The sequence below is a fragment of the Streptomyces sp. NPDC031340 genome (assembly GCF_055569945.1).
Genome location: NZ_JBVIIE010000079.1, coordinates 13119 through 35806, shown reverse-complemented (window position 1 = coordinate 35806; position 22688 = coordinate 13119). Strand labels below are relative to the sequence as shown.

General features: G+C 73.2%; 16 protein-coding genes and 1 pseudogene. 12 read left to right on the top strand and 5 right to left on the bottom strand.

The genetic code is table 11. The features are described 5' to 3' along the window. Window positions 1-181: 181 nt before the first annotated feature. A complete protein-coding gene (locus ACZ5GT_RS37585) occupies window positions 182-1210 on the bottom strand; it encodes a phosphatase PAP2 family protein (protein ID WP_469035576.1) in 1029 nt (342 codons plus the stop codon). Between the two features lie 237 nt (window positions 1211-1447). Next, window positions 1448-2668: a hypothetical protein gene (locus ACZ5GT_RS37580; protein WP_469035574.1), complete on the bottom strand. Its 1221-nt coding sequence runs from the start codon at window positions 2666-2668 to the stop codon at window positions 1448-1450. 259 nt (window positions 2669-2927) lie between these two features. Between ACZ5GT_RS37580 and ACZ5GT_RS37575 the strand changes: the two genes are divergently transcribed. Beyond that, window positions 2928-4532: an MFS transporter gene (locus ACZ5GT_RS37575; protein WP_469035571.1), complete on the top strand. Its 1605-nt coding sequence runs from the start codon at window positions 2928-2930 to the stop codon at window positions 4530-4532. Next, window positions 4436-4743: pseudogene (locus tag ACZ5GT_RS37570) on the top strand (acyl-CoA dehydrogenase); the annotation flags it as partial. The gene ACZ5GT_RS37575 and the pseudogene ACZ5GT_RS37570, both read left to right, overlap by 97 nt. Window positions 4744-4776: 33 nt before the next feature. Here the strand turns inward: ACZ5GT_RS37570 and ACZ5GT_RS37565 are convergent. Continuing rightward, on the bottom strand, window positions 4777-5214 hold the full coding sequence (locus ACZ5GT_RS37565) for a cell division protein SepF (protein WP_469035568.1): 438 nt from the start codon (window positions 5212-5214) through the stop codon (window positions 4777-4779). A 301-nt stretch (window positions 5215-5515) separates the two neighbouring features. On the opposite strand from ACZ5GT_RS37565, the gene ACZ5GT_RS37560 reads away from it, so the two are divergent. The 6 genes from ACZ5GT_RS37560 (at window position 5516) to adhE (ending at window position 14602) form a co-directional block, all read left to right on the top strand. Further along, window positions 5516-6670 carry a DUF5685 family protein gene (locus ACZ5GT_RS37560; RefSeq protein ID WP_469035566.1) on the top strand — a complete coding sequence of 385 codons (1155 nt, stop codon included), beginning with the start codon at window positions 5516-5518 and terminating at the stop codon, window positions 6668-6670. A 604-nt stretch (window positions 6671-7274) separates the two neighbouring features. Next, window positions 7275-9143 (top strand): FAD/NAD(P)-binding protein, encoded by a 1869-nt coding sequence (locus tag ACZ5GT_RS37555; RefSeq protein WP_469035564.1) that lies wholly within the window; start codon window positions 7275-7277, stop codon window positions 9141-9143. Between the two features lie 76 nt (window positions 9144-9219). After that, window positions 9220-9465 (top strand): hypothetical protein, encoded by a 246-nt coding sequence (locus ACZ5GT_RS37550; protein WP_469035562.1) that lies wholly within the window; start codon window positions 9220-9222, stop codon window positions 9463-9465. Next, complete coding sequence (locus ACZ5GT_RS37545) at window positions 9465-10424, top strand: LLM class flavin-dependent oxidoreductase (RefSeq protein WP_469035561.1); 960 nt, start codon at window positions 9465-9467, stop codon at window positions 10422-10424. Before ACZ5GT_RS37550 ends, ACZ5GT_RS37545 begins: the two co-directional genes overlap by 1 nt. 361 nt (window positions 10425-10785) lie before the next feature. Beyond that, window positions 10786-11688, top strand: coding sequence for a S1 family peptidase (locus tag ACZ5GT_RS37540; protein WP_469035559.1), 903 nt, complete (start codon window positions 10786-10788; stop codon window positions 11686-11688). 319 nt (window positions 11689-12007) lie between these two features. Then, entirely contained in the window at window positions 12008-14602 is a 2595-nt protein-coding gene (gene adhE, locus ACZ5GT_RS37535; RefSeq protein ID WP_469035556.1) for a bifunctional acetaldehyde-CoA/alcohol dehydrogenase, read from the top strand. A gap of 217 nt (window positions 14603-14819) precedes the next feature. Here the strand turns inward: adhE and ACZ5GT_RS37530 are convergent, their stop codons facing one another. Then, a complete protein-coding gene (locus ACZ5GT_RS37530; RefSeq protein WP_469035552.1) occupies window positions 14820-15854 on the bottom strand; it encodes an ABC-2 transporter permease in 1035 nt (344 codons plus the stop codon). Between the two features lie 154 nt (window positions 15855-16008). Between ACZ5GT_RS37530 and ACZ5GT_RS37525 the strand changes: the two genes are divergently transcribed. Beyond that, window positions 16009-19551: a DNA polymerase III subunit alpha gene (locus tag ACZ5GT_RS37525; RefSeq protein ID WP_469035549.1), complete on the top strand. Its 3543-nt coding sequence runs from the start codon at window positions 16009-16011 to the stop codon at window positions 19549-19551. After that, a complete protein-coding gene (locus ACZ5GT_RS37520; protein WP_469035547.1) occupies window positions 19548-20558 on the top strand; it encodes a DNA polymerase Y family protein in 1011 nt (336 codons plus the stop codon). The genes ACZ5GT_RS37525 and ACZ5GT_RS37520 overlap by 4 nt, the downstream gene beginning before the upstream one ends. A 54-nt stretch (window positions 20559-20612) precedes the next feature. On the opposite strand, the gene ACZ5GT_RS37515 is transcribed toward ACZ5GT_RS37520, so the two are convergent. After that, window positions 20613-20987: a cupin domain-containing protein gene (locus ACZ5GT_RS37515; RefSeq protein ID WP_469035545.1), complete on the bottom strand. Its 375-nt coding sequence runs from the start codon at window positions 20985-20987 to the stop codon at window positions 20613-20615. Window positions 20988-21090: 103 nt separating this feature from the next. Here ACZ5GT_RS37515 and ACZ5GT_RS37510 point away from each other — a divergent pair, with 103 nt between their 5' ends. Next, window positions 21091-21537: a MarR family winged helix-turn-helix transcriptional regulator gene (locus ACZ5GT_RS37510; RefSeq protein WP_469035542.1), complete on the top strand. Its 447-nt coding sequence runs from the start codon at window positions 21091-21093 to the stop codon at window positions 21535-21537. A 171-nt stretch (window positions 21538-21708) separates the two neighbouring features. Continuing rightward, complete coding sequence (locus tag ACZ5GT_RS37505; protein ID WP_469035540.1) at window positions 21709-22569, top strand: esterase/lipase family protein; 861 nt, start codon at window positions 21709-21711, stop codon at window positions 22567-22569. Window positions 22570-22688: the final 119 nt, after the last annotated feature.

The following is a 22688-nucleotide window of genomic DNA, read 5'->3' as shown; positions in this document are numbered from 1 at the left end:
CCCCCCCCCTCCCCCCCCGCCCCCCCCCCCCCCCCCCCCACCCCCCCCCCCCCCTCCCCCACCCCCCCCCCCCCCCCTCCCCCACCCCCCCCCCCCCCCCCCCCCCCCCCCCAACACCCCCCCCCCCCCCCCCCCCGCGCGGGGATGGCTGTGCGTACCGGCCCCGCCGTGCCGGTGGCGGTCAGCCGCCCGTGACCGGCCGGGCCGCCGAGGTGGTCGCGGCGCGCGGGACGCGGTCGGCGTGCGGCGGTCTGCGGCTGCCGGCCGGAGTGACCGGCGTGCGCTCCGAGCGGGTCGTGTGCGGCCCCGGGGCCAGGTAGACGGGCGCGCGGGCGGCACGGGACATGGCGGCGACCGTCTCGCGGGCGGTCGCCTCGTCCTGCGCGGAGGAGGCCCGCGGTTCGGTGAACGCGGGCACCGCGACCGGGGCGGGCACCGCGGTGGTGGCGCCGCCGCGGGCGCGCCAGCGGTCGCGCAGGTCGAACAGGGCGACCTCGGCGCCGGCGATCAGCGGCTCGCACCAGGGCAGGGCGAGCAGGATGAGCAGACCGGCGGTCCAGCCGAGCAGCACGTCGCTCAGCCAGTGCGTACCGAGGTACACGGTGGCCATCCCGACGCCGAGCGCGGTCACCGCGGACAGGGCGGACAGCCAGCGGCGGGCTCTCGGGGTGGACGCCAGATACGCCAGGATGCCCCAGGTCACCACCGCGTTGGCGGTGTGGCCGCTGGGAAATATGTCGCCGCCCAGGCCCATCTCGTTGGAGCCGATGGTGGTGGCGTAGTGCGGGCCGAGACGGCCCATGCCGAGCTTGGCGGCGCCCACCGTGATGTTCAGCAGCAGCAGCGAGGCGCCCAGGGTCAGCAGTGGGCGCAGCGTGTGCTGCCGCCAGGAGCGCCAGCCCAGCCAGGCCGCGACCATCACCGCGGTGGGCCCGCGCTGGCCCAGGACGACGTAGTAGTCGACGAACCAGTGGATGCCGGACCACTGCTGGTACGGCCGGAAGAACATGACCTGCCAGTCGAGGCGGACCAGCCACGAGGTGGTCACCACGAGCCACACGGTCGCCAGGTAGAAGGCGAACGTGGAGACGAGCAGCGCCACCCGGTGCCGGCTCATCCTCGGCACGTCGAGGTTGGCCGGTCGTTGCGGCTCCCGGTCCAGCCTGGTGAACACCCGGTCCAGACGGGTGAGGATTCGTTCGGTACGCACCCAATCGACGTTACAGCGAGTGAGCTCAGTTCTCCGTCGAATCAGCGTCTTTGTGATGACGATGTGATGTGGGATTGCTCTCAGGCGGGCTTTATTTCCAGCGAATCCGCATTGCCGGGGCCGCCTGCCCCTTCAATTCTTTTGATCATTCCATGGAACGGTTAAAAGCTGCTTTTGAATTCGTTCACCGAATGCTGGTGCGGATTTACCCGGGCGCTCATCACGCAGCGCGGTCGCTCACGGCGGGCCGGAGCCGTTCAGCCAGAACGCTCCGTACACGGCGGACGCCGCCGCGAGGCCGCCCAGCACCAGCGCCGACCGGGACGGGCGCAGCCGCGCGAGGGCCACGGCGAGGGGCAGCAGCAGCGGGAAGGCGGGCATCAGCAGGCGCGGTTTGGAACCGAAGTAGCCCGACGCGCACAACGCGAGTGCGGTGACCGTGCCCGCGTACACCAGGAGCGCGAGCGGCTGGCGCTGCCGCACGCACGCCCCGTACAGCACGCCCACGAGGACGACGCCGGCGACCAGGCCGGCGCCCGCGAGGGCGGACGGGAAGGAGGTGAACCTGCCGGCGACGAAGCGGGCGAACGCGTAGCCGCCGTCGAAGCCGTTGCGCCAGCCCGCCTGGACGTCGAGGTAGCCGAGGGGGCCCTTGCCGGTGTGCCGGCCGACCCACAGGACGTATCCGGCCGTGCCGAGGGGCGCGAGCAGCATGCCGAGGGCGCGCCGTCGGGCGCTCGCGCCCCCTTGGGGTGGTCCGGCCCGACTGCGGGGGGCGCGTGCGGGGTCGAGTGCGCCGTGCGGGCCGGGGACGCTCCCGTTTCCCGCGAACGAGGCGATGCCCGCCGCCCACACGGCCGCCGCCACCGCGAGCCCCACCGGCCGGGTCAGCCCCGCCAGCAGCGCCAGCGAGCCGGCCGTCGGCCAGCGGCCGGCCAGCACCGCGTACAGCGACCAGGCGGCCAGCGCCGTGAACAGCGACTCGCTGTACGCCATCGACTGCACGATCCCGACGGGCAGGGCCGCCCACAGCAGCGCCGCGCACACCCCGGCCCGCGGGCCGTGCAGCCGGTCCGCGACGGCGAAGATCCCCCAGGCCGCCGCGAGCGAGGAGAGCAGGGCGACCGCGAACCCCGCGCCGGCGTACGACAGCGGCGTCACGGCATGCAGCAGCCGCTCCAGCCAGGGCAGCAGCGGGAAGAACGCCAGGTCCGAGTGGACGTCCCCGTTCGGCAGCCGCACCTCGTAGCCGTAACCGGGCCCGGCGACCCTCGCGTACCACAGCGAGTCCCAGCGGGCGGTCAGCAGGGTGTACGCGCTCCTGTCGCGCGCCGCGCTCCACAGGGCCAGCACCACCAGGCCCAGGGCGCGCACGGCCGCGTACCCGAGCAGGGCCGGGGCCGCCCGGCGCAGGGCCGCGGTGCCGGACGGGGCGGCGCGCGTCGCGAGATCGGTCACGGCCCCGATTATCGGCCGCGGGTGGAACCGGACGGCCGGGCGGGGCGTTGTCGTGGGCAAGGAGAGTGGCGTACGCCACACGGGTCGGGGCGGAGTCTGAGAGGTCCGCCACTCGGTACTGTCCGATTCTCGCGTACTCTGACGTGTCACTCGCCTTCGTTTGCGCGGGCCGGGGAGCACTGCTCCTCTCGGCCGAGTCACGGGGAGTCCCCCACCCGTGAGCCCGCCGGACGCGAGGGAAAGTCTGGGAGGTACGTACATGTCCCTAACGACCACGGCCGCCGCTCAGCTGCGCCGTCGGGCGATCGGGGCCGGTGCCAACCGCTGGGTCGTCCTCGTCGTGCTGTGCGTCAGCCTGCTGCTGGTGGCGGTCGACGCGACCGTGCTGCACGTGGCGGTGCCGGCCGTCACCGAGGACCTGAGGCCCGGCGCGATAGAACTGCTCTGGATCGTCGACGTCTACCCGCTCGTCTGCGCCTCGCTGCTGATCCTCTTCGGCACGCTCGGCGACCGGGTCGGGCGCAGACGGATCCTGCTCCTCGGGTACGCCCTGTTCGGCGTGGCCTCCGGGCTGGCCGCCCTGGCGCGCGATCCCCAGGTTCTGATCATGGCGCGGGCGCTGCTCGGCGTCGGCGGCGCGATGATCATGCCGGCCACGCTCTCGATCCTGCGCCAGGTCTTCCCCGACCGGCGTGAACGGGCGCTCGCGATCGGCGTCTGGAGCGCGGTCGCCGCCGTCGGCGCGGCCGTCGGCCCACTGCTCGGCGGGTTTCTGCTGGAGCACTTCTGGTGGGGTTCGGTCTTCCTGGTCAACATCCCGCTGATGCTGGTCAGCCTGCCGGTGGGCCGCATCCTGCTGCCCGAGTCGCGGGGCGCGAACGACGGTCCCTGGGACGTGGTCGGCGCGCTGACGGCGGCGGCCGGACTGTTCGGCGTGGTGCTCGGCGTGAAGCGGCTCGGCGGCGGCGAAGCGCCGGGAAGCGTGTTCACGCTGGGGCCCCTGGTGGTGGGCGCGGTGCTGCTGGTGCTGTTCGTGCGCCGGCAGCGGCGCCGCACGCATCCGCTGGTCGACCTCGGCATGTTCGCGCGGCCGGCGTTCAGCACGTCCGTGGGGTGCATCGTGCTGGCGATGCTCGCCCTGGTGGGCCTGGAGCTGATCGCCGCGCAGTACCTGCAGCTGGTGCTCGGGCTGTCCCCCCTGCAGACGGGCCTGCGGCTGCTGCCGCTCACCTTCGCGGCGATGGCGGCCGGGCTGGCGGGCGCGCGGATGCTGCGCCGCTTCGGACCGCGCCGGATGGTGTGTTTCGGGTTCTGTCTGACCGCCGGTGCCGTGGTGCTGCTGACCGCGATGGGCGCGACGGACAACCCCGCGCTGCTGCTGTCCGGTTTCGTGCTGCTGGGCTTCGGCCTGGAGACGACCCTGTTCGGGGCGTACGAGTCGATGCTGAGCGAGGCCCCGACCGCGCAGGCCGGCGGGGCGGCGGCGATCGGGGAGACCTCCTACCAGCTCGGCGCCGGCATCGGGATCGCGCTGCTCGGCACCGTGATGAACGCGGCGTACGCGCCGGGGCTGTCGGCCGTCCCCGGTGTGCCGGCGTCGGCGTCCGCCTCGGCGGGGCATTCACTGGGCGAGGCCTACGAGGTCGCCGGGAAGCTCGGCGGGCCGGTGGGCGCGGCCCTGCACCGGGCGGCGCGGGACTCCTTCGTGCACGGGCTGCACGTGACGCTGCTGGTGAGCGCCGGGCTGCTGCTGCTGGGGGCGGTGATGGCGCTGCGGCTGCCGCGGGCGATGCAGTGCGCCGAGCCGCCGGCCGTGGAGGTGCCCGCGCCCCGGGAGGCCGCCCAGCCCCGGGTCTCCGTGTGACCCCGCGCGAGGCGTGCTCGCCGACGTGGCGGTCGGACCGTACAAGGGGATTCCGCTCGCCCACCACCTGGGGCGGCGTATGGACGCCGGCTGCCCGCGTCCCGAGCAGGTCGGCTCCGGCAGACTGAACGATGTCCGCGTGGCCGTCTGGATCTGCCGTGCGGCGCGGACGCTGGGCAAGGCGCTCACCGGGCTCGACGCCTTCCGGTGAACCCCGCGTGCGGGGCCGGTGAGCGGCCCTGCCTCAGCTCTGGTTGAAGAACCCGTCCGTCCGGTGGGCGGCCGGCTCGCCGGTCACGATCTCGGTGTCGGCCGGGCTGAGCAGGAACACGCGGCTGGACACGCGGTCGATGGAGCCGCGCAGGCCGAAGATGAGCCCGGCCGCGAAGTCGACGACGCGCTTGGCGTCGCCGGGCTCCATGGCCGTGAGGTTCATGATCACCGGCACGCCCTCGCGGAACATCTCGCCGATGGCGCGCGCGTCCCGGAAGCTGTCCGGGGTGATCGTGCCGATGCGGCGGCCGCGGTCCTCCGCGACGTCCGTGGCCACCCTGACCCGGGGGTCGGTGACCCAGGCATCCCCGGGGTCGGTCCCTTCGGAGTAGTCGTCGTCGTAGTAACGCTCGTCATCGTTGTCGTCGACGAGGCCAAGCCAGGCACTCGCCTTGCGTACCGATCCCATGGACGCCTCCTCTCACAGCGGTCTTTCGTGCTTTCCGCATCCCTATGGTCATCCATGATGCGGACGTCGCGCCAAGTGGATAGACGCCGCGCGGGGGGTTTGTGACGGTACTGGTGCACAGCGAATCCGTCGAGAGTCCGTATGTCCCAAGGGTTCTTGCCCAAACGGCTGCTGACTGTGAGTGAAATATGATTCTTGCTGGCGGACGGGTGACGGGCGGCGCGTACGGGTGAAGGGAAGCTGGGTACGATGCGCCAGTTCAACGCCGTATCGGTTGTCACGCACGCCACGGGGGATCGTCTTGTTCGGAATAGTCAGACCCTGCCGGCACCGGCTGGGGGAGCGCCTGGGGGCCCAGTGGATGGCCCATCTCTGCGGGTTGTGTCTCGCTCTCCGTAAGGACCACGGACAGTTCGCGCGATTCGTGACGAACTATGACGGCCTTCTCATATCGGTGCTGACGGAGGCTCAGGCGGAAAGACAGGACGGACGGCGGCGCACGGCGGGGCCGTGCCCCCTGCGCGGCATGCGCACCGCGTCCGTCGCCCGTGGCGAGGGGGCGCGGCTCGCTGCCGCCGTCTCGCTGGTGCTCGCCTCGGCCAAGGTGCGCGACCATGTCGCCGACGGCGACGGGCTGCTGGCCCGGCGGCCGGTGGCGGTCGCCGCGCGCCGGGTCGCCGCGAGCTGGGGTGCGGCGGGCGCCCGCGGCGGTGTCGCCGTCGGGTTCGACACCGCCGTCCTGCTGGACGCGGTGGACCGGCAGACCGGCATCGAGGCGCTCGCCGGGCCCGGGACTCCCGTGCTGACGGTCACCGAGCCCACCGAGACGGCGACCGCCGCCGCCTTCGCCCATACCGCGGTGCTGGCCGGGCGGCCGGGCAACGCCGAGCCGCTCGCCGAGGCCGGCCGTCTCTTCGGGCGGCTCGCTCACCTGTTGGACGCCGTGGAGGACCAGGAGGCCGACGCCGCCTCGGGCGCGTGGAACCCGCTCACCGCCACCGGGACGCCACTCTCCGAGGCCCGGCGGCTGGCCGACGACGCGCTGCACGGGATACGGCTGGCGTTGCGCGAGGCCGAGTTCACGGACGGCGCGCTCGTGCACCGGCTGCTCGTGCACGAGTTGCGCACCTCCGTCGACCGGGCCTTCGGCACCGCTTCCTGCGCCCACGGGGCGGCGCACTCGCCGTCCGGTCCGTCCGCGCCGCCCGGCGGGCCGGGTATGCGGCCGCCGCGTGAGCCGCGCGGGCTCGTCACGGGCTGCGCGGTGTGGCTGGGGCTCGCCTGCACCTGTCAGATGTGCTGCGGCGAGTTCGAGGACCCGTGGAGCCGCCGGCGCCGGGAGGGCCTGTGCAGCAACACCGACTGCGGTGACTGCGGTGACTGCTGCAGTTGCTGCGAGTGCTGCGGGAACTGCGGCGACGGGTGTGACTGCTGCGACTGCGGCTGCGACTGCTGAACGGGGGGTCGTTGAACCGCCGGGCGTCGCCGAACCGGTCGTCGCCGAACCGGCCGGCCGCCGGCCCCGCCCGGTGAGGGCCGGCGGCCGGCGGAGCGCGGAGGCGGCCGCGTCATCGCCGAAAGGGCGCGTGTGGATGTGCGCATCGCTTCTGAATTCCTGTGGGCGGAGGCGTGGAAGAGCGCGAGGGGAGGGGGCGCGTGTGAAGGCGGAACGAGAAAAGAAGATGAGAAAAGAAGGTGAAGAGGTGAAGGAGGCGTAGAAGCCGGAGAGGGTGAAGCGGGAGAACGCGAAAGGCGCCCGGTCGGATCAGGGCGCGCAGCGGGGTCGGCTCAACAGGAAGAGGACCACACGCGACCGAAGTCGATGTGGGAGCGCGTGACCAGCCACTGATGCGGATGCATGGGCCAAGTGGAACAGGCATCCGGTTCCGCGTCAACTGACGTGAGACGCATGGTCCATATGCCGGACGGTCTTGACAGTGGAGGGAAACGCCCCCGTACAGTCGGCGGGCGGCCCTGCTGAGGGGCTCGGCCGCGCAGCGCCGTCAGGCGCTCCCGTGTGAAGGCACCACCGTGTTCGACCTACGCCACGGAGCCTTCCCATGTCTTCCGACACCCTCGCCCAAGTCCCCGCCGCACCGGAACCGAGACCGCAGCTGGTCATCGTCGGCGCCGGACCCCGGGGCGCCGGCGTCGTCGAGCGGATCGCCGCCAACGCGCCCGGGTTGTACGCCGGCCGGGGCCTCGACATCCATCTCGTCGACCCGCATCCGCCGGGCGGCGGGCGCATCTGGCGCGCCGCGCAGTCGCCGCTGCTGTGGATGAACTCCCACGCCGAGGACGTCACCGTGTTCACCGACGAGACGGTGGCCATGGAGGGCCCGGTGCGGGAGGGTCCCACGCTGCACGAGTGGGCCGGCATCGACGGACGCACCTTCGCCGACCGGCAGTTGCAGGGCGCCTACCTGCGCTGGGCCCACGAGCGGGCCGTCGCCGCCCTGCCCCCGGAGATCACCGTCCACCACCACCCACGGCGTGCGCTGCGCGTCACCGGGACGCCCGAGGGCCGTCAGCAGGTGTGGCTGGCGGACCGTCCGCGTCCGCTCCCGGCCGACCTCGTCGTCCTCGCGCTGGGCCACCTCGACGCCGAACTCGACCCCGGGCAGGCACGGCTGGCGTCGTACGCCCGCGAGCACGGGCTCGTCCACCTGCCGCCGGACTTCACCGCCGACAGCGACCTGTCCGCGCTCGAGCCCGGCGAGAACGTCCTGGTGCGCGGCTTCGGGCTCGCCTTCGTCGATCTGATGGTGCTGCTGACCGAGGGACGGGGCGGACGGTACGAGGGCGACACGTACCTGCCGTCGGGCCGGGAGCCGGTGCTGTACGTGGGATCGCGCCGCGGAGTGCCGTACCACTCGAAGATCGGTTACGACCTCGACGGCGAACGGCCGCCGCTGCCGCGGTTCTTCGGGCCCGCCGAGACCGAGGCGCTGCTCGGCAGGCCGGACGGTTTCGACTTCCGGCGGGACGTCTGGCCGCTGGTGGAGAAGGAGCTGAGCTTCGCGCACTACCACCGGCTGTTCACCGCCCACCCCGAACGCACCGCCATGGCCTGGGCCGACTTCGAGGAGAAGTTCGCGGCCGGGAGCGGCGCGGAGCTGCGGGCCCTGGTGGCGTCCGCCGTGCCCGACCCCGCCGACCGGCTCGACCTGGCCGCGCTCGACCGTCCGCTGGACGGGGTGCGCCACGGCTCCCACGAGGAGTTCCAGGAAGGGCTGCGCGCCTACGTGGAGCGCGACCTGGCACGACGTCACGACCCCCGGCACAGCACCGACCTGGCCGTCTTCCTCGCCCTGCTCTCCGTCTACGGCCAGTTGGTCCGGCTCGGCGGCATCGGCTCCTGGTGGCACGGCTTCTTCAGCTACCTGGCCTCCGGGCCGCCCGGACCCCGGCTGCGGCAGATGCTGGCGCTGTCCCGCGCCGGCGTGCTGCGGTTCCTGGGCGCCGACATGAGCGTCACCGCCGAGGACGGCGTGTTCCGCGCGTCGAGCGCCACCGTGCCGGGCTTCGCCGTCGAGGCGCGGGCGCTGGTCGAGGCACGGCTGCCCGAACCCACCGTCGGCCGGGCCCGCGACAGCCTGCTGCGCGCCCTGCACGCCGACGGGGCCGCCGAGACGCCGGACGGACTGCTCCGGGTGGACCCCGCGGACGGGCGCATCCTCGACCGGGCGGGCCGGCCGCATCCGCGGCGGTTCGCGCTCGGGCCGTACACCGACGGCCGCACCCCGGGCGCCTTCACCCGGCCGCGCACCGGCGGACCCGCGTTCCGGCAGAACGACGCCACCGCCCGGAGCGCGCTGCGTTTCCTGTCCGAGCTCGCCTCCACCACGGCGCCAGGGTCCGCGACGGCGTCCGGCTCTGCTACGGCGTCCGGCTCCGCTCCCGCGCTCGACTGCTCCACGGCCCGGTGAGGCGGGCGCGGCACGCGCGACCGTCCCACCGCACCGACCACACCGACCACACCCCCGACCCCAAGGGATCCCCGCGATGAGCGTCACGGTCGACAACAGGGCCGTCCGCAAGAGCCTCGGCCCGCTCGATGTCCGCACGGGCATCGACCGCACGGGCATCGAGCGCACGAGCATCGGCTCCATGGACGGCGCGCCGGTGGGCCACCGGTGCTCCGGCGAGCGGCTGCCCGCACGGCGGACCGTCGGCCAGAGCCCGCCCGGCGACGTCCTCGACGCTCCGCGCGGCGAGCGCGCGCGGGCCTTCCCCGCCGAGGTCCTGTGATGTCCAGGCTGCTGCACCTGGCCGCCGCCATGGACCGGACCGCGGCGGTCGACGACGGATGTCACGTGGAACTCGCGCGGCTCGCCGAGCGCGGAGGGCTCGACTTCGTGACGCTGGACGACGAATCCTCCGCCCTGGCCGTCCTGACCAGGGTCGCGTCCGCCACCAGCCGCGTCGGTCTGGTGCCCGCCGTGGCGGCCACGGACGCCGAGCCCTGGCGTGTCCGGGCCGCCGTCGCCGCCCTCGACCGGGTCAGCCACGGCCGGGCCGGCTGGCGTATCGACGTGCCGGCCGCCGCGGGCGGCCCCGGTGAAGCCGCCGCCGCGGCAGCCAGGTTGTGGGACGACAAGGACGAGGACAGTGGGGACCACAGGGAGGCCCACAGGGAGGACCGGAGGGATGACGACCGGGCGGACGGCCGCGAAGAGCCGCGGTCCCCGCAGGGCCGTCCCGTTCGGGTGGTCGACGCCACCGGGGAACCCGCCCGGCGCGTCGCCGCCCGGTACGCGGACGTGGCGCTGGTCCGGGTCGCGGGCCGAGCGCAGGCGGCCGCCGCGCGGGACCGGCTGCGGGAGGAGGCCGCCGCGTACGGGCGCGGCCGGCACGGCCCGCGTGTCCTCGCGAGCCTGCTCGTCGATCTCGGCGGCGGCGAGCACGCCGCCGAGCCCGGCCACGGCGGAGGCGGTCCCCGGCAGACCGCGCGGGGTCCGCTGTACCGGGGCGGCCCCGTGGACCTCGCCGAGCTGATCGCGGCCTGGTACACGGAAGGCGCCGTCGACGGCTTCCACCTCACGCCCGTCGAGCCGCGCCGTGACCTGGAGCGACTGGTCAACGGGACGGTGGCGCTGCTCCAGCACCGCGGCCTGTTCCGCACCTTCTATCCGGGCGGCACGCTGAGGGACCACCTGGGCCTCGCGGCCCCCGCCGCCCGGTACTCCGCGGCCGGTGGCGGGTCCTGACGGTCCGACATGCCGTGGCGTCGTCGCCACCCCGGAGCCGACTGCCGCGGACATGACATGTATGCGCCATTCCGACCGTGCCTCACAGACCCTGGCCGGGTGCGGACTTCCACCCTCCGGGGTGAAGAACAGCGAGAATGCTTCGGCCGGCCGCAAGATCAACCGCCTTGTGGTGAAACCCGGTTGAAATTCGTGCGGCCGAAAGGCGCCCTTGCGCCGTTCGACGGTGCGGCCGAATACTCCCGGCAAGCGCCTTGTCAGAGACACAGCGTGTCCGAAATCCGGATACCTGTGCGTCTGGCTGCGCCTCACGGGCCCCGACCCCACGCGGGCCCCCGAATTCCCATGGAGGGAACGAAAAGTGAGGATCAAGCGCACAACTCCCCGTAGCGGTATCACGAGACGGACTCGGCTGATCGCCGTCACCACCGGACTCGTGGCCGCGGCAGCGGTCGCGGTCCCCAGCGCGAACGCGTCCACCCCCACCCCCTTCAGCACCGCCCAGCTCAAGAGCGCGGGCAACTCGGTGCTGAAGGCCGACGTCCCGGGCACCGCCTGGGCCGTCGACAGCAAGACCAACCGGGTCGTCGTCACCGTCGACAGCACGGTCTCCAAGGCCGAGATCGCGAAGATCAAGCGTCAGGCCGGCACCAACGCCGGGGCCCTGACCATCAAGCACACCCCGGGCACCTTCAAGAAGCTGATCTCCGGCGGCGACGCGATCTACGCCAGCAGCTGGCGCTGCTCGCTCGGCTTCAACGTCCAGGACTCCAGCGGGAACTACTACTTCCTGACCGCCGGTCACTGCACCGACGGCGCGGGCACCTGGTGGTCGAACTCGTCCCACTCGACCACCCTCGGCACCACCGCCGGGTCCAGCTTCCCCACCAACGACTACGGCATCGTGCGCTACACGAACTCGTCCGTGACCAAGTCGGGCACCGTGGGCAGCCAGGACATCACCAGCGCGGCCACCCCGTCGGTCGGCACCACCGTCTACCGCCGCGGCTCCACGACCGGCACGCACAGCGGCAAGGTCACCGCGCTCAACGCGACCGTCAACTACGGCGGCGGCGACATCGTCTACGGCATGATCCAGACCACGGTCTGCGCCGAGCCCGGCGACTCCGGCGGCCCGCTGTACGGCGGCACCACCGCCTACGGTCTGACCTCCGGCGGCAGCGGCGACTGCACCTCCGGCGGCACGACCTTCTTCCAGCCGGTGACCGAGGCGCTCAGCGCCTACGGGGTGCACGTCTACTGATCCGCTGCCGATACGCGCCACCGGCGCGCGCATGAGCCGACCCGCGCATGAGCCGCCCCGTGGCCGGCAGCGTCCGAGCCCCCGCACGCACCCACCGTGCGGGGGCTCGCCCGTGCCCCTGAGTTCCCGTGAGTTCCCGTGGCCCCCACAGCCCCCGGAGTCCCGGTAGTCCCGTCCCGCACGCCGGGGCGGGACTTTCGCACGATGCGAACAGGGACCTTCGTCCCCCCAAGTGGGGGCCGGTCTCGCGCCCCCCGCACCGGGCCACCGCGGTCGAATGGATGTGTCAGCGAAGGGCCACGGCGTGAGGAGGCCGGCCATGCAGGTCGAAGAACGGGTGGATGTACTGGTCGAGGGCGCGCTGGAGGCACTCCGCCAGTTCGAGACCTACGACCAGGAGCAGGTCGACCACATCGTCAACAAGGCGTCCCTCGCGGCCCTCGCCGCCCACGGCGACCTGGCCCGTCTCGCGGTGGAGGAGACCGGCCGGGGCCTCTTCGAGGACAAGGCGGTCAAGAACATCTTCGCCTGCGAGCACGTCACCCACTCGATGCGCGGTCTGCGCACCGTCGGTGTGATCCACCGCGACGAGCTGACCGGCGTCACCGAGATAGCCGAGCCGGTCGGGGTCGTCTGCGCGATGACGCCGGTCACCAACCCGACCTCCACCACCGTCTTCAAGGCGCTCATCGCCCTGAAGACCCGCAACCCGATCGTCTTCGCCTTCCACCCCAGCGCCCAGGAGTGCTCGCGCGAGGCCGCCCGCGTCGTGCGGGACGCGGCCGTCGCGGCCGGCGCGCCGGAGAACTGCGTGCAGTGGATCGACGAGCCGTCGATGGAGGCGACCCGGCTGCTGATGAACCACGACGGCGTCTCCACCATCCTCGCCACCGGCGGCAACGCGATGGTCCGCGCCGCCTACTCCTGCGGCAAGCCCGCCCTCGGCGTCGGCGCCGGCAACGTGCCCGCCTACGTCGCGGCCGACGCCGACCTCGCCCGGGCGATCCACGACGTCGTCCTGTCCAAGGCCTTCGACAACGGCATGATCTGCGCCTCCGAGCAGGCGGTCATCCTGGACCGGGAGGTCTACGAGGCCGGGATCGCCGAGATGAAGCGGCTGGGCGCCCACGTCGTCACCGCCGCCGAGAAGGAGAAGCTGGAGCAGTTCCTGTTCGGCGTCAGCGCGCACGGCGCCAACTGCGGTGAGGCCAAGCTGAACGCCGCGATCGTCGGCAAGTCGGCCGCCTGGATCGCCGAGCAGGCCGGGTTCGCCGTGCCCGAGGGCACCTCCGTGCTGGTCGCCGAGTGCGCGGAGGTCGGCGAGCGTGAGCCGCTGACCAGGGAGAAGCTGTCGCCGGTGCTGGCCGCGCTGAAGGCCGTCGACACCGAGGACGGGCTCCGGCTGGCCACCCGGATGGTCGAGTTCGACGGCCTCGGACACTCCGCCGCCATCCACACCGAGGACGAGGAACTCGCGGAGGAGTTCGGCAAGCGGGTCAAGGCGATCCGCGTGATCGTCAACGCGCCGGCCAGCCTCGGCGGTATCGGCGACGTCTACAACGCCTTCCTGCCCTCGCTCACCCTCGGCTGCGGCTCGTACGGACACAACTCGGTGTCCAACAACGTCTCGGCGGTCAACCTGCTCAACATCAAGCGGATCGGGCGGCGCAACAACAACATGCAGTGGTACAAGGTCCCGCCGAAGATCTACTTCGAGAAGGGTGCCCTGCGCTACCTGAAGGCCATGCCCGACGTGCACCGCGTCACCGTCGTCACCGACCGCACCATGGAGCAGCTCGGCTTCGTCCGCCGGGTCACCGAGATCCTCAACTCGCGTGAGGAACCGGTCCTGATGCAGTACATCGACAACATCGAGCCCAACCCGGAGCTGTCCACCGTGCAGGCCGGCGCGGCCGCCATGCGGGAGTTCCGGCCGGACACCATCATCGCGCTCGGCGGCGGTTCGCCGATGGACGCGGCGAAGGTCATGTGGCTGATGTACGAGCGGCCGGAGGTCGAGTTCGCGGACACCAAGGAGAAGTTCTTCGACATCCGCAAGCGGGCCTACAAGTTCCCGCAGCTGGGCGAGAAGGCCAAGCTGATCGCCATCCCGACCACCTCGGGCACCGGCTCGGAGGTCACCCCCTTCGCGGTCATCTCCGACCCGGAGGCCGCCAAGAAGTACCCGCTCGCCGACTACGCGCTCACCCCGCACGTGGCCATCGTCGACCCGGTCCTGTCGATGAACCTCCCGCCGACGGTGACCGCCGACTCCGGCTTCGACGCGCTGACCCACGCGACCGAGGCGTACGTCTCGGTGTACGCGAGCGACTTCACCGACGGGCAGGCGCTCCAGGCGATCCGGCTGATCTTCGAGAACCTGGAGGCCTGCGTGAAGCAGGGCGCCAGGGCGCCGAAGGCCCGGGAGCGGATGCACAACGCCTCGACCATCGCGGGCATGGCGTTCGCCAACTCCTTCCTCGGCCTCGTCCACGCCATGGCGCACACCCTGGGCAACACCTTCCACGTCGCCCACGGCCGCACCAACGCGCTGCTGCTCCCGCACGTCATCCGGCACAACGGCACGGTCACCCACAAGGCCACCCCGTGGCCGAAGGCGGAGACCTACCGGGCGCCCGAGCGCTACCAGGACATCGCCCGCATGCTGGGCCTGCCGGCGGCCACCCCCGCGGAAGCCGTGGAGTCCTACGCCCGGGCGGTGGAGGACCTGCGCGAGCGCTGCGGCATCCCGGCCTCCTTCCAGGAGGAGGGCGTCGACGAGGAGGCCTTCCTGGCGGCGATCCCGCAGCAGGCCCTCAACGCCTACGCCGACCAGTGCGCGCCCGCCAACCCGCGGATGCCGATGATCGACGAGATGCAGGAGCTGATGCGCAAGGCGTACTACGGCGCCTGACCCGACCGGGTCCCGTCCCGGCCCACCGCGACGCGGCCCACCGCCCCGGCCGCCGCCCCCGCCGACCTGACCGGCGGGGGCGGCGGCCGGCCGTGCGGGGGCCGGAGGACCGGGGGCCGAGGGCCGGAGGGCCGGAGGGCCGGAGGGCCGGGAGCCCGAGGCCGGTGGCCGGCGTGGCGGGGGCCGGTGGCCGGGGGCCGGAGCAATGGCCGTGCCGTTACGACGCGTGCGCCGGGCGGTGGCTGCTCCGGTGCCGTTCGTGCAGGGCCGCCGCCGCCAGGGTGACCGCGATCCCGGCCGCCGCCCAGGCCGACAGCACCAGCAGGGCGGAGGTCGTGTCGTTGCCCTCGAAGTACGCGATCGAGCGGGCCGTCCAGGTTCCCGCGCCCGGCGGCAGCGCCGGGCCGATCGTCTTCCAGAACGGCGGCAGCAGCGGCAGCGGGAAGGCGCCGCCGGAGCTCGGGTTGCCCGCGATCACCACGAGCAGGATCGCCAGACCGATGCCGACGATGCCGAAGACGCCCTGCAGGGCCAGGGTCGCCGCCCCCACCGCGAAGGTGGTCAGCGCGCCGAGCCACCACAGGGCGGCCACGCTGCCGGGCAGGGCGCCCAGGACCGGGCCGACCACCACGGCGCCGCCGAGGCCGCCGACGACCGACACCAGCGCCATGGCGCCCAGCCGGATCAGCGCCCGCCGGACGTCGGCGGGCCGTGCCCCGGTACTGATGGCCAGGATCGAGGCGCACAGGTAGCCGCCGACGCACCAGCCCACGACCAGGTAGAAGGACGACAGCGCGTTGAAGTCCTGAGGTGAGGCCGGGGCGACGTCCACCGTCCGGACGGTCCGCCGCTGGGAAGCGTCCAGGGCGGTGAGGTACTTCTCCAGAGTGGTCGCCAGGAGGGCGCCGCCGCCGCTCGCGACCAGGAGCCGGTCCGTGCCGCCCGCCGGATCGATCACCAGCGCGCCGTCGATGTCCCGGTTCATGATCTGCCGGCGCGCCGTCGCCTCGTCGGCCACCGCGTGCGGGTCCAGGGGGGAGCCGGGCAGTTTCTCCAGCCGGGCCACCGCCTGCCCGGCCGCGGCCGGCGGAGCGGCCACCGCGAAGGGCACGTCCCGCGGGCGCGGGTGGTGCAGCGCGCCCACGTAGGAGGTGATGAACAGCACCTGGAGGGCGATCACACCGAGGATCAGCAGTGTGGCCCGCGGGGTGACGGCGTCCTTCACTTCCTCGAGCAGGGTGGTCCGTGTCATGCCCTCACGGTCCGGGGAGACGGCCGTTTGCGCAGGTGGGAAGCGCCCGAATGGTTGTCGTACAGACGTTCGGGAATTGGTCTATGGTGGGGGTGAGGGAGTCGGGAACTGATGTTCGATACGGTCCGGTAACGGTTCGATGCGGGAGGTGCGGATGCCAGGGTTCACGCATCTGCACACCGTCTCCGGGTTCTCCCTGCGCTACGGCGCCTCGCACCCGGAGCGGCTGGCCGAGCGTGCCGCGGAGCGGGGCATGGACGCCCTCGCCCTCACCGACCGGGACACCCTCGCGGGCACCGTGCGCTTCGCCAAGGCCTGCGCGAAGACGGGAGTACGGCCCCTGTTCGGCGTGGAACTGGCGGTGGAGCCGGCGACGGCGGACCCGCAGCCGGGGCCCGTACGCGGAGGCAGGCGGCGCACCCCGGTACGCGGAGGCGCCTTCGTCGACGAGTCGGCGCCCCGGGTCACCTTCCTGGCCCGGGACGGCGCGGCCGGCTGGGCCGGCCTGTGCCGGCTCGTCACCGCCGCCCACACCGCCGCGGGCACGCCCCTGCTGTCCTGGGCCGACAACCACGCCGACGGCCTGACCGTCCTGCTCGGACCCGCCTCCGACGTCGGCCGCGCACTCGCCGCGGGCCGCCCCGACCGCGCCGCGAAGCTCCTCGCCCCCTGGCGGGAGGTCTACGGAGACGCCCTGCGCCTGGAGGCCGTCTGGCACGGCCGCGCGGGCACCGGCCCCGGCTCCCTGCGGCTGGCCGCCCGCACCGTCGGCTTCGCCGCCGAGCAGCGGATCCGGCCGGTGCTCAGCAACGCCGTGCGGTACGCCGACCCCGGCCTCGGCCCGGTCGCCGACGTGCTGGACGCGGCCCGCCGCCTGGTCCCGGTCGACCCGGGCAAGGAGCTGGACTCGGGGGAGGCCTGGCTCAAGGACCCGGACGCCATGCTGCGCGTGGCCGAGCGGATCGTGGAGGCCGCGGGCTTCCGGCCCGAGGCGGCCCCCCGCCTGCTGGAGCAGACGCGGGCGACGGCCGCAGCGTGCCTGGTCGACCCCGAGGACGACCTGGGCATCGGCACCGTCCACTTCCCCGAGCCGCACCTGGCCGGCGCCGGGCGCCGCACCGCCCAGCGGGCGCTGGCCTCGCGGGCGGCGGCGGGCATGGTGCTGCGCGGCTACGCGGGCCGGCGCGCCTACTGGGAGCGCATGCACCGGGAGCTGGACATCATCGCCCACCACGGCTTCGCCTCCTACTTCCTGACGGTGGCCCGAGTGGTCGACGACGTAAGGAAGATGGGCATCCGGGTGGCCGCCCGAGGCTCCGGGGCGGGCTCCCTGGTCAACCATCTCCTCGGCATCGCGAACGCCGACCCGGTCGAGCACGGGCTGCTGATGGAGCGCTTCCTGTCCAAGGAGCGGGTCGTCCTGCCCGACATCGACATCGACGTGGAGTCCGCGCGCCGCCTCGAGGTCTACCGCGCGATCATCGACCGGTTCGGCGCCGAGCGGGTCGCGACGGTCGCGATGCCGGAGACGTACCGGGTGCGCCACGCGATCCGCGACGTGGGCGCGGCCCTGTCCATGGACCCCGCCGACGTCGACCGCATCGCCAAGTCCTTCCCGCACATCCGCGCCCGCGACGCCCGCGCGGCCCTGGAGGAACTGCCCGAACTCAGGAGCCTGGCGGGGGAGAAGGAGAAGTACGGGAGGCTGTGGGAGCTGGTCGAGGCGCTCGACGCGCTGCCGCGCGGAGTCGCCATGCACCCCTGCGGGGTGCTGCTCTCCGACGCCTCCCTCCGCTCCCGTACGCCGGTCGTGCCGACCAGCGGCGAGGGCCTGCCGATGTCGCAGTTCGACAAGGACGACGTCGAGGACCTCGGGCTGCTCAAGCTCGACGTGCTCGGCGTGCGGATGCAGTCGGCGATGGCGCACGCGGTCGCGGAGGTGGAGCGGGCGACGGGGGAGCGGATCGACCTGGACGGACTGCCGCCCGGCGACCCGGCGACGTACCGGCTGATCCGCTCCACCGAGACGCTGGGCTGCTTCCAGATCGAGTCGCCGGGCCAGCGGGACCTGGTGGGGCGGCTGCAGCCCGCCACTTTCCACGACCTGATCGTCGACATCTCCCTGTTCCGGCCCGGCCCGGTCGCCGCCGACATGGTGCGGCCGTTCATCGAGGCACGGCACGGGCGGGCGCCGGTGCGCTTCCCGCACCCGGACCTGGAGGAGCCGCTGAAGGGGACGTACGGGGTCGTCGTCTTCCACGAGCAGATCATCGACATCGTCGACATCATGACCGGCTGCGGTCGCGGCGAGGCGGACCGGGTGCGGCGCGGACTGTCCGACCCGGAGTCGCAGGCGCGCATCAAGATCTGGTTCGCGCAGCACGCGGCGGCGCGGGGATACGACGCAGAAACGATTCAGCGGACCTGGGAGATCGTCGAGGCCTTCGGGTCGTACGGGTTCTGCAAGGCGCACGCGGTCGCCTTCGCGGTGCCGACGTACCAGTCGGCGTGGCTGAAGGCGCATCACCCGGCCGCCTTCTACGCGGGGCTGCTCACCCACGACCCCGGGATGTATCCGAAGCGGCTGCTGCTGGCGGACGCACGGCGGCGCGGGGTGCCGGTCCTGCCGCTGGACGTCAACCGGTCGGCGGTCGCACACCGTATCGAACTGGTGTCTGAATCGGGGCTCTGGGGGCTGCGGTTGGCCCTCTCCGACGTGCACGGCATCAGCGAGGCGGAGGCGGAGCGGATCGCGGACGGGCAACCGTACGCCTCCCTGGTCGACTTCTGGGAGCGGGCGCGGCCGAGCCGTCCGCTCGCCCAACGGCTCGCGCGGGTGGGCGCGCTGGACGCCTTCGGCGCCAACCGCCGTGACCTGCAACTGCACCTGACCGAGCTGCACCGGGGTGCCCGGGGCGCGGGCGGCGGCCAGCTGCCCCTGGCGGGCGGGCGGAAGACCGCGCCGGCCGGGCTGCCCGATCTCTCCCCGTCGGAGAAGCTCAGCGCCGAGCTGGGCGTACTGTCGATGGACGCCTCGCGCAACCTGATGGACGACCACCGGGAGTTCCTCGACGAGCTGGGCGTGATGTCGGCGCGGCGGCTGCGCGAGGCACGGCACGGCGAGACGGTCCTGGTCGCGGGCGCCAAGGCGGCCACCCAGACCCCGCCGATCCGCTCCGGCAAGCGCGTCATCTTCACCACCCTGGACGACGGCACCGGCCTGGTCGACCTGGCCTTCTTCGACGACTCCCACGACACCTGCGCCCACACCGTCTTCCACTCCTGGCTGCTGCTGGTGCGCGGGGTGGTGCAGCGGCGCGGCCCGCGCAGCCTCAGCGTGGTGGGCGCCGCCGCCTGGAACCTCGCGGACCTGCTGGAGGTGCGCCGGGAGGAGGGGCTCGACGGGGTCGCGGCCCGGCTCGCCGGGCCCCCCGGCGCCGACGGGAACGGCGCCGTGGCAGAGGGCGGCGACGGCTCCGTGCCGGAGGACGGCGGCGGTGCGTCGCCGGCCCGGCTCGCCGGTTCGGACGGGCGCCCGGCGCCCGCGGGCTCCGCGGCCCGCGACCCGATGGAGGACCGGAGGATCCGCATGCCCACGGGGTACCGGATGCACCCCTGGGCGGATCTGCGCCCCGCGGGCGAAGGGCCCGCGGTGGGAAGGAAGTTGTGGCACCAGAGTCCGGGGAGTGCGGGATGACCGTTCTGTGCGTACGTTTCCAGCCGGCACCGGCGGACGAGGCCGCCCTGCCGGGGCTGCTCGGGCTGCTCGAGGAGTTCACGCCGGTCGTCCAGGCGCTGCCGCCGGACGCGGCGCTGGCCGATCTGCGTGGCGCCGAGCGGTACTTCGGGCGCGGCGCGGTGGAACTGGCGTCGGTGATCCGGGTCCGCGCCCTCGCGCTGCACGGGGTCGACTGCGCGATCGGCGCCGGGCCCGGGCCGATGCTGGCCCGCGTGGCGCTGCGCGACGCCCGGCCCGGGACGACCTGCGCGGTGCCCGAAGACCCGTACGGCATCGCGGAGTTCCTCGCCGGCCGTCCCGTCGCCGCGCTGCCCGGCGTCGGCCCGGCGACCGCCCGCACCCTGGGCGAGTACGGCCTGGACACCCTCGGCCGGGTCGCCGCCGCGCCGCTGTCCACGCTCCAGCGACTGGTCGGCGCGAGGGCGGGCCGCGAACTGCACGAGAAGGCGAACGGGATCGACCGCGGCCGCGTCGTCCCGAACGCCGTCTCGAGGTCTCTGGCCGCCGAACGCCCCTTCCCCCGTGACGAACTCGACCCCGAACGCCACCGTCGTGCCCTGCTCTCGGCCGCCGAGGAACTGGGCGTCCGGCTGCGCGCCCTGGGCAAGGTCTGCCGCACGCTCACCCTCACCGTGCGCTACGCCGACATCTCCCACTCTCGAGCGGGCTCGAGCGGGGGGACCCCCACGGCGACGACCCGCAGCCGCACCCTGGAGGAGCCGACCGCCCACTCGGCCGCGCTGACCGCGGCCGCGTACGGCATGTACGAGGCGCTGGGCCTGCAGCGCGCCCGGGTCCGCGCGGTGCACCTGCGCGCCGAGGGCCTCGCCCCCGCCGAACAGGCCTCCCACCAGCTCACCTTCGACCCCGCCGACGAAAAGGCCCGCCGTCTGGAGGAGGTCGCGGACCGGGCCCGCGCCAAGTTCGGCCCGCACGCGGTGAAGCCGGGGACGCTGGCGGCGTGACGCGGTCGGCGGCGTGAACGCGGCCGGCTGCGTTCATGTGGTCGGCCGGGGTGGTCAGTTCGCCCACGGCGGGGTGATGCGGGTGCCGTCGGCCAGTTCGGCCTCCAAGCCGATGGACGTGGTGACCCAGGAGATCGCGGTCTGGTCGGTCGGGTTCTCGACGCCGAAGGCCGTGCCCGGGTTCACGACCACCGTGTCGCCCGCGGTGACGCGCTCGGTGTGGCCGTCGAGGGTGACCAGCAACTCGCCGATGAGCAGGTGGAAGACCTCCTCCCGGCTGACGGTGTGCACGGTCGCCCTGGTGCCCGCCGGGATCTCGCCCCGCCAGGCGCACAGCTCCTTGCTGCCGGTGCGGGGAGCGGCGTACGAGACGAAGCGGGCGCCGTGGATCTCATGGGTGACGGCGTCGGACGTGCGGATGACGGGCATGGCTGCCCTCCGTTCAAATCGGATGGTCAAGTTACTTGACCAATGCGGATGGACTTATGGTCAGGCCGCTTGACCATTTCGTCAAGGGTGTTTCAATGCCTCCGTGCAGAACTCCGAGGCCATGGCCCTGTCCGCCGCCCTGCTCGCCGTCGCCGGCGAGCTGACCCAACGCATCAACGAGGGCGTCGTCGCCCGCGGCTTCGAGGGGATGCGGCCCGCGCACGGCTTCGCCTTCGCGCGGCTCGCCCCGGACGGTGCGACGGTGACCGAACTCGCCGCCCACCTCGGGGTCACCAAGCAGGCCGCCAGTCAGCTCGTCGACGAGATCGTGCGCAAGGGGTACGCCGAGCGGCGGCCGCACCCCGCCGACGCGCGGGCCCGACTGGTGGTGCTGACGGAGCACGGGTGGGCCTGTGCGCGGGCCGCGGAGGAGGCGGCCGCGGACGCGGTGCGCGGGTGGGCCGAACTGCTCGGGGAGGGTGAGGTGCGGGCGCTGTCCGACCGGCTGGCGCGCATCGCCCCCTACGGCCCGGTCCGACCCACCTGGTGACGCCTCATCAGGTGTTACCACCGAATCGGTTAGCACTGGAAGTTTTTACTGACGCGTAACTTCACGTCTGTACTACTCGCCCGTAACTTGATGGGTGAACAGCATCCTCGTGATCCGGATCACAGGGCGTCCTGCCGTCGCAACTCCCCCGAGCCGCAAGGAGATCACTCGGTGCTGCCCTGGAAAAGACTCCTCAGACCCCTGACCGCGCTGCTGCTGACCGCCGCCGTCGCCCTGGTCCCCGCCGCCGCCGCGCACGCCTCGACCGCCCCGAGCTCGGGCTGGAACGACTACTCCTGCAAGCCCTCCGCGGCTCACCCGCGTCCCGTCGTCCTGGTCCACGGCACCCTCGGCAACTCCGTCGACAACTGGCTGGGCCTCGCCCCGTACCTGAAGGCCCGCGGGTACTGCGTCTTCTCCTTCGACTACGGTCAGCTCCCCGGCGTCCCCGTCTTCTACGGCCTCGGCCCCGTCGACAAGTCGGCCGAGCAGCTGTCCGCCTTCGTCGACAAGGTGCTCACCGCCACCGGCGCCGGCAAGACCGACATCGTCGGCCACTCTCAGGGCGGCATGATGCCCCGTTACTACCTGAAGTTCCTCGGCGGGGCCGCCAAGGTGAACGCCCTCGTCGGCATCGCCCCCAGCAACCACGGCACCGACCTGGACGGCCTGACCAACCTGCTGCCCTACTTCCCGGGAGCCGAGGACCTGTTGTCCACGGCCACCCCGGCGCTGGCCGACCAGATCGTCGGCTCCGCCCTCCTCACCAAGCTGAACGCCGGCGGCGACACCGTCCCCGGCGTCCACTACACCGTCCTCGCCAGCAAGTACGACGAGGTCGTCACGCCGTACCAGACCCAGTACCTCAGCGGTTCCGACGTGCACAACGTCCTGCTGCAGAACCTGTGCTCGCTCGACCTCTCCGAGCACCTGGCGATCGCGCTGTTCGACCGGATCGCCTTCCACGAGGTGGCCAACGCGCTCGACCCGGCGCACGCCACCGCCACCACCTGCGCGTCGGCGTTCAGCTGACCCGCGCGTCGGGGGGGGGGGGGGCGGCGGCCCCCGAAAAACCCCCAGCCCCCCCCCATCCCATAACGCCCTGCAGAAGAACCACGCTCCGCAGAGGGAACGCGCTCAAGGGGGGGCGG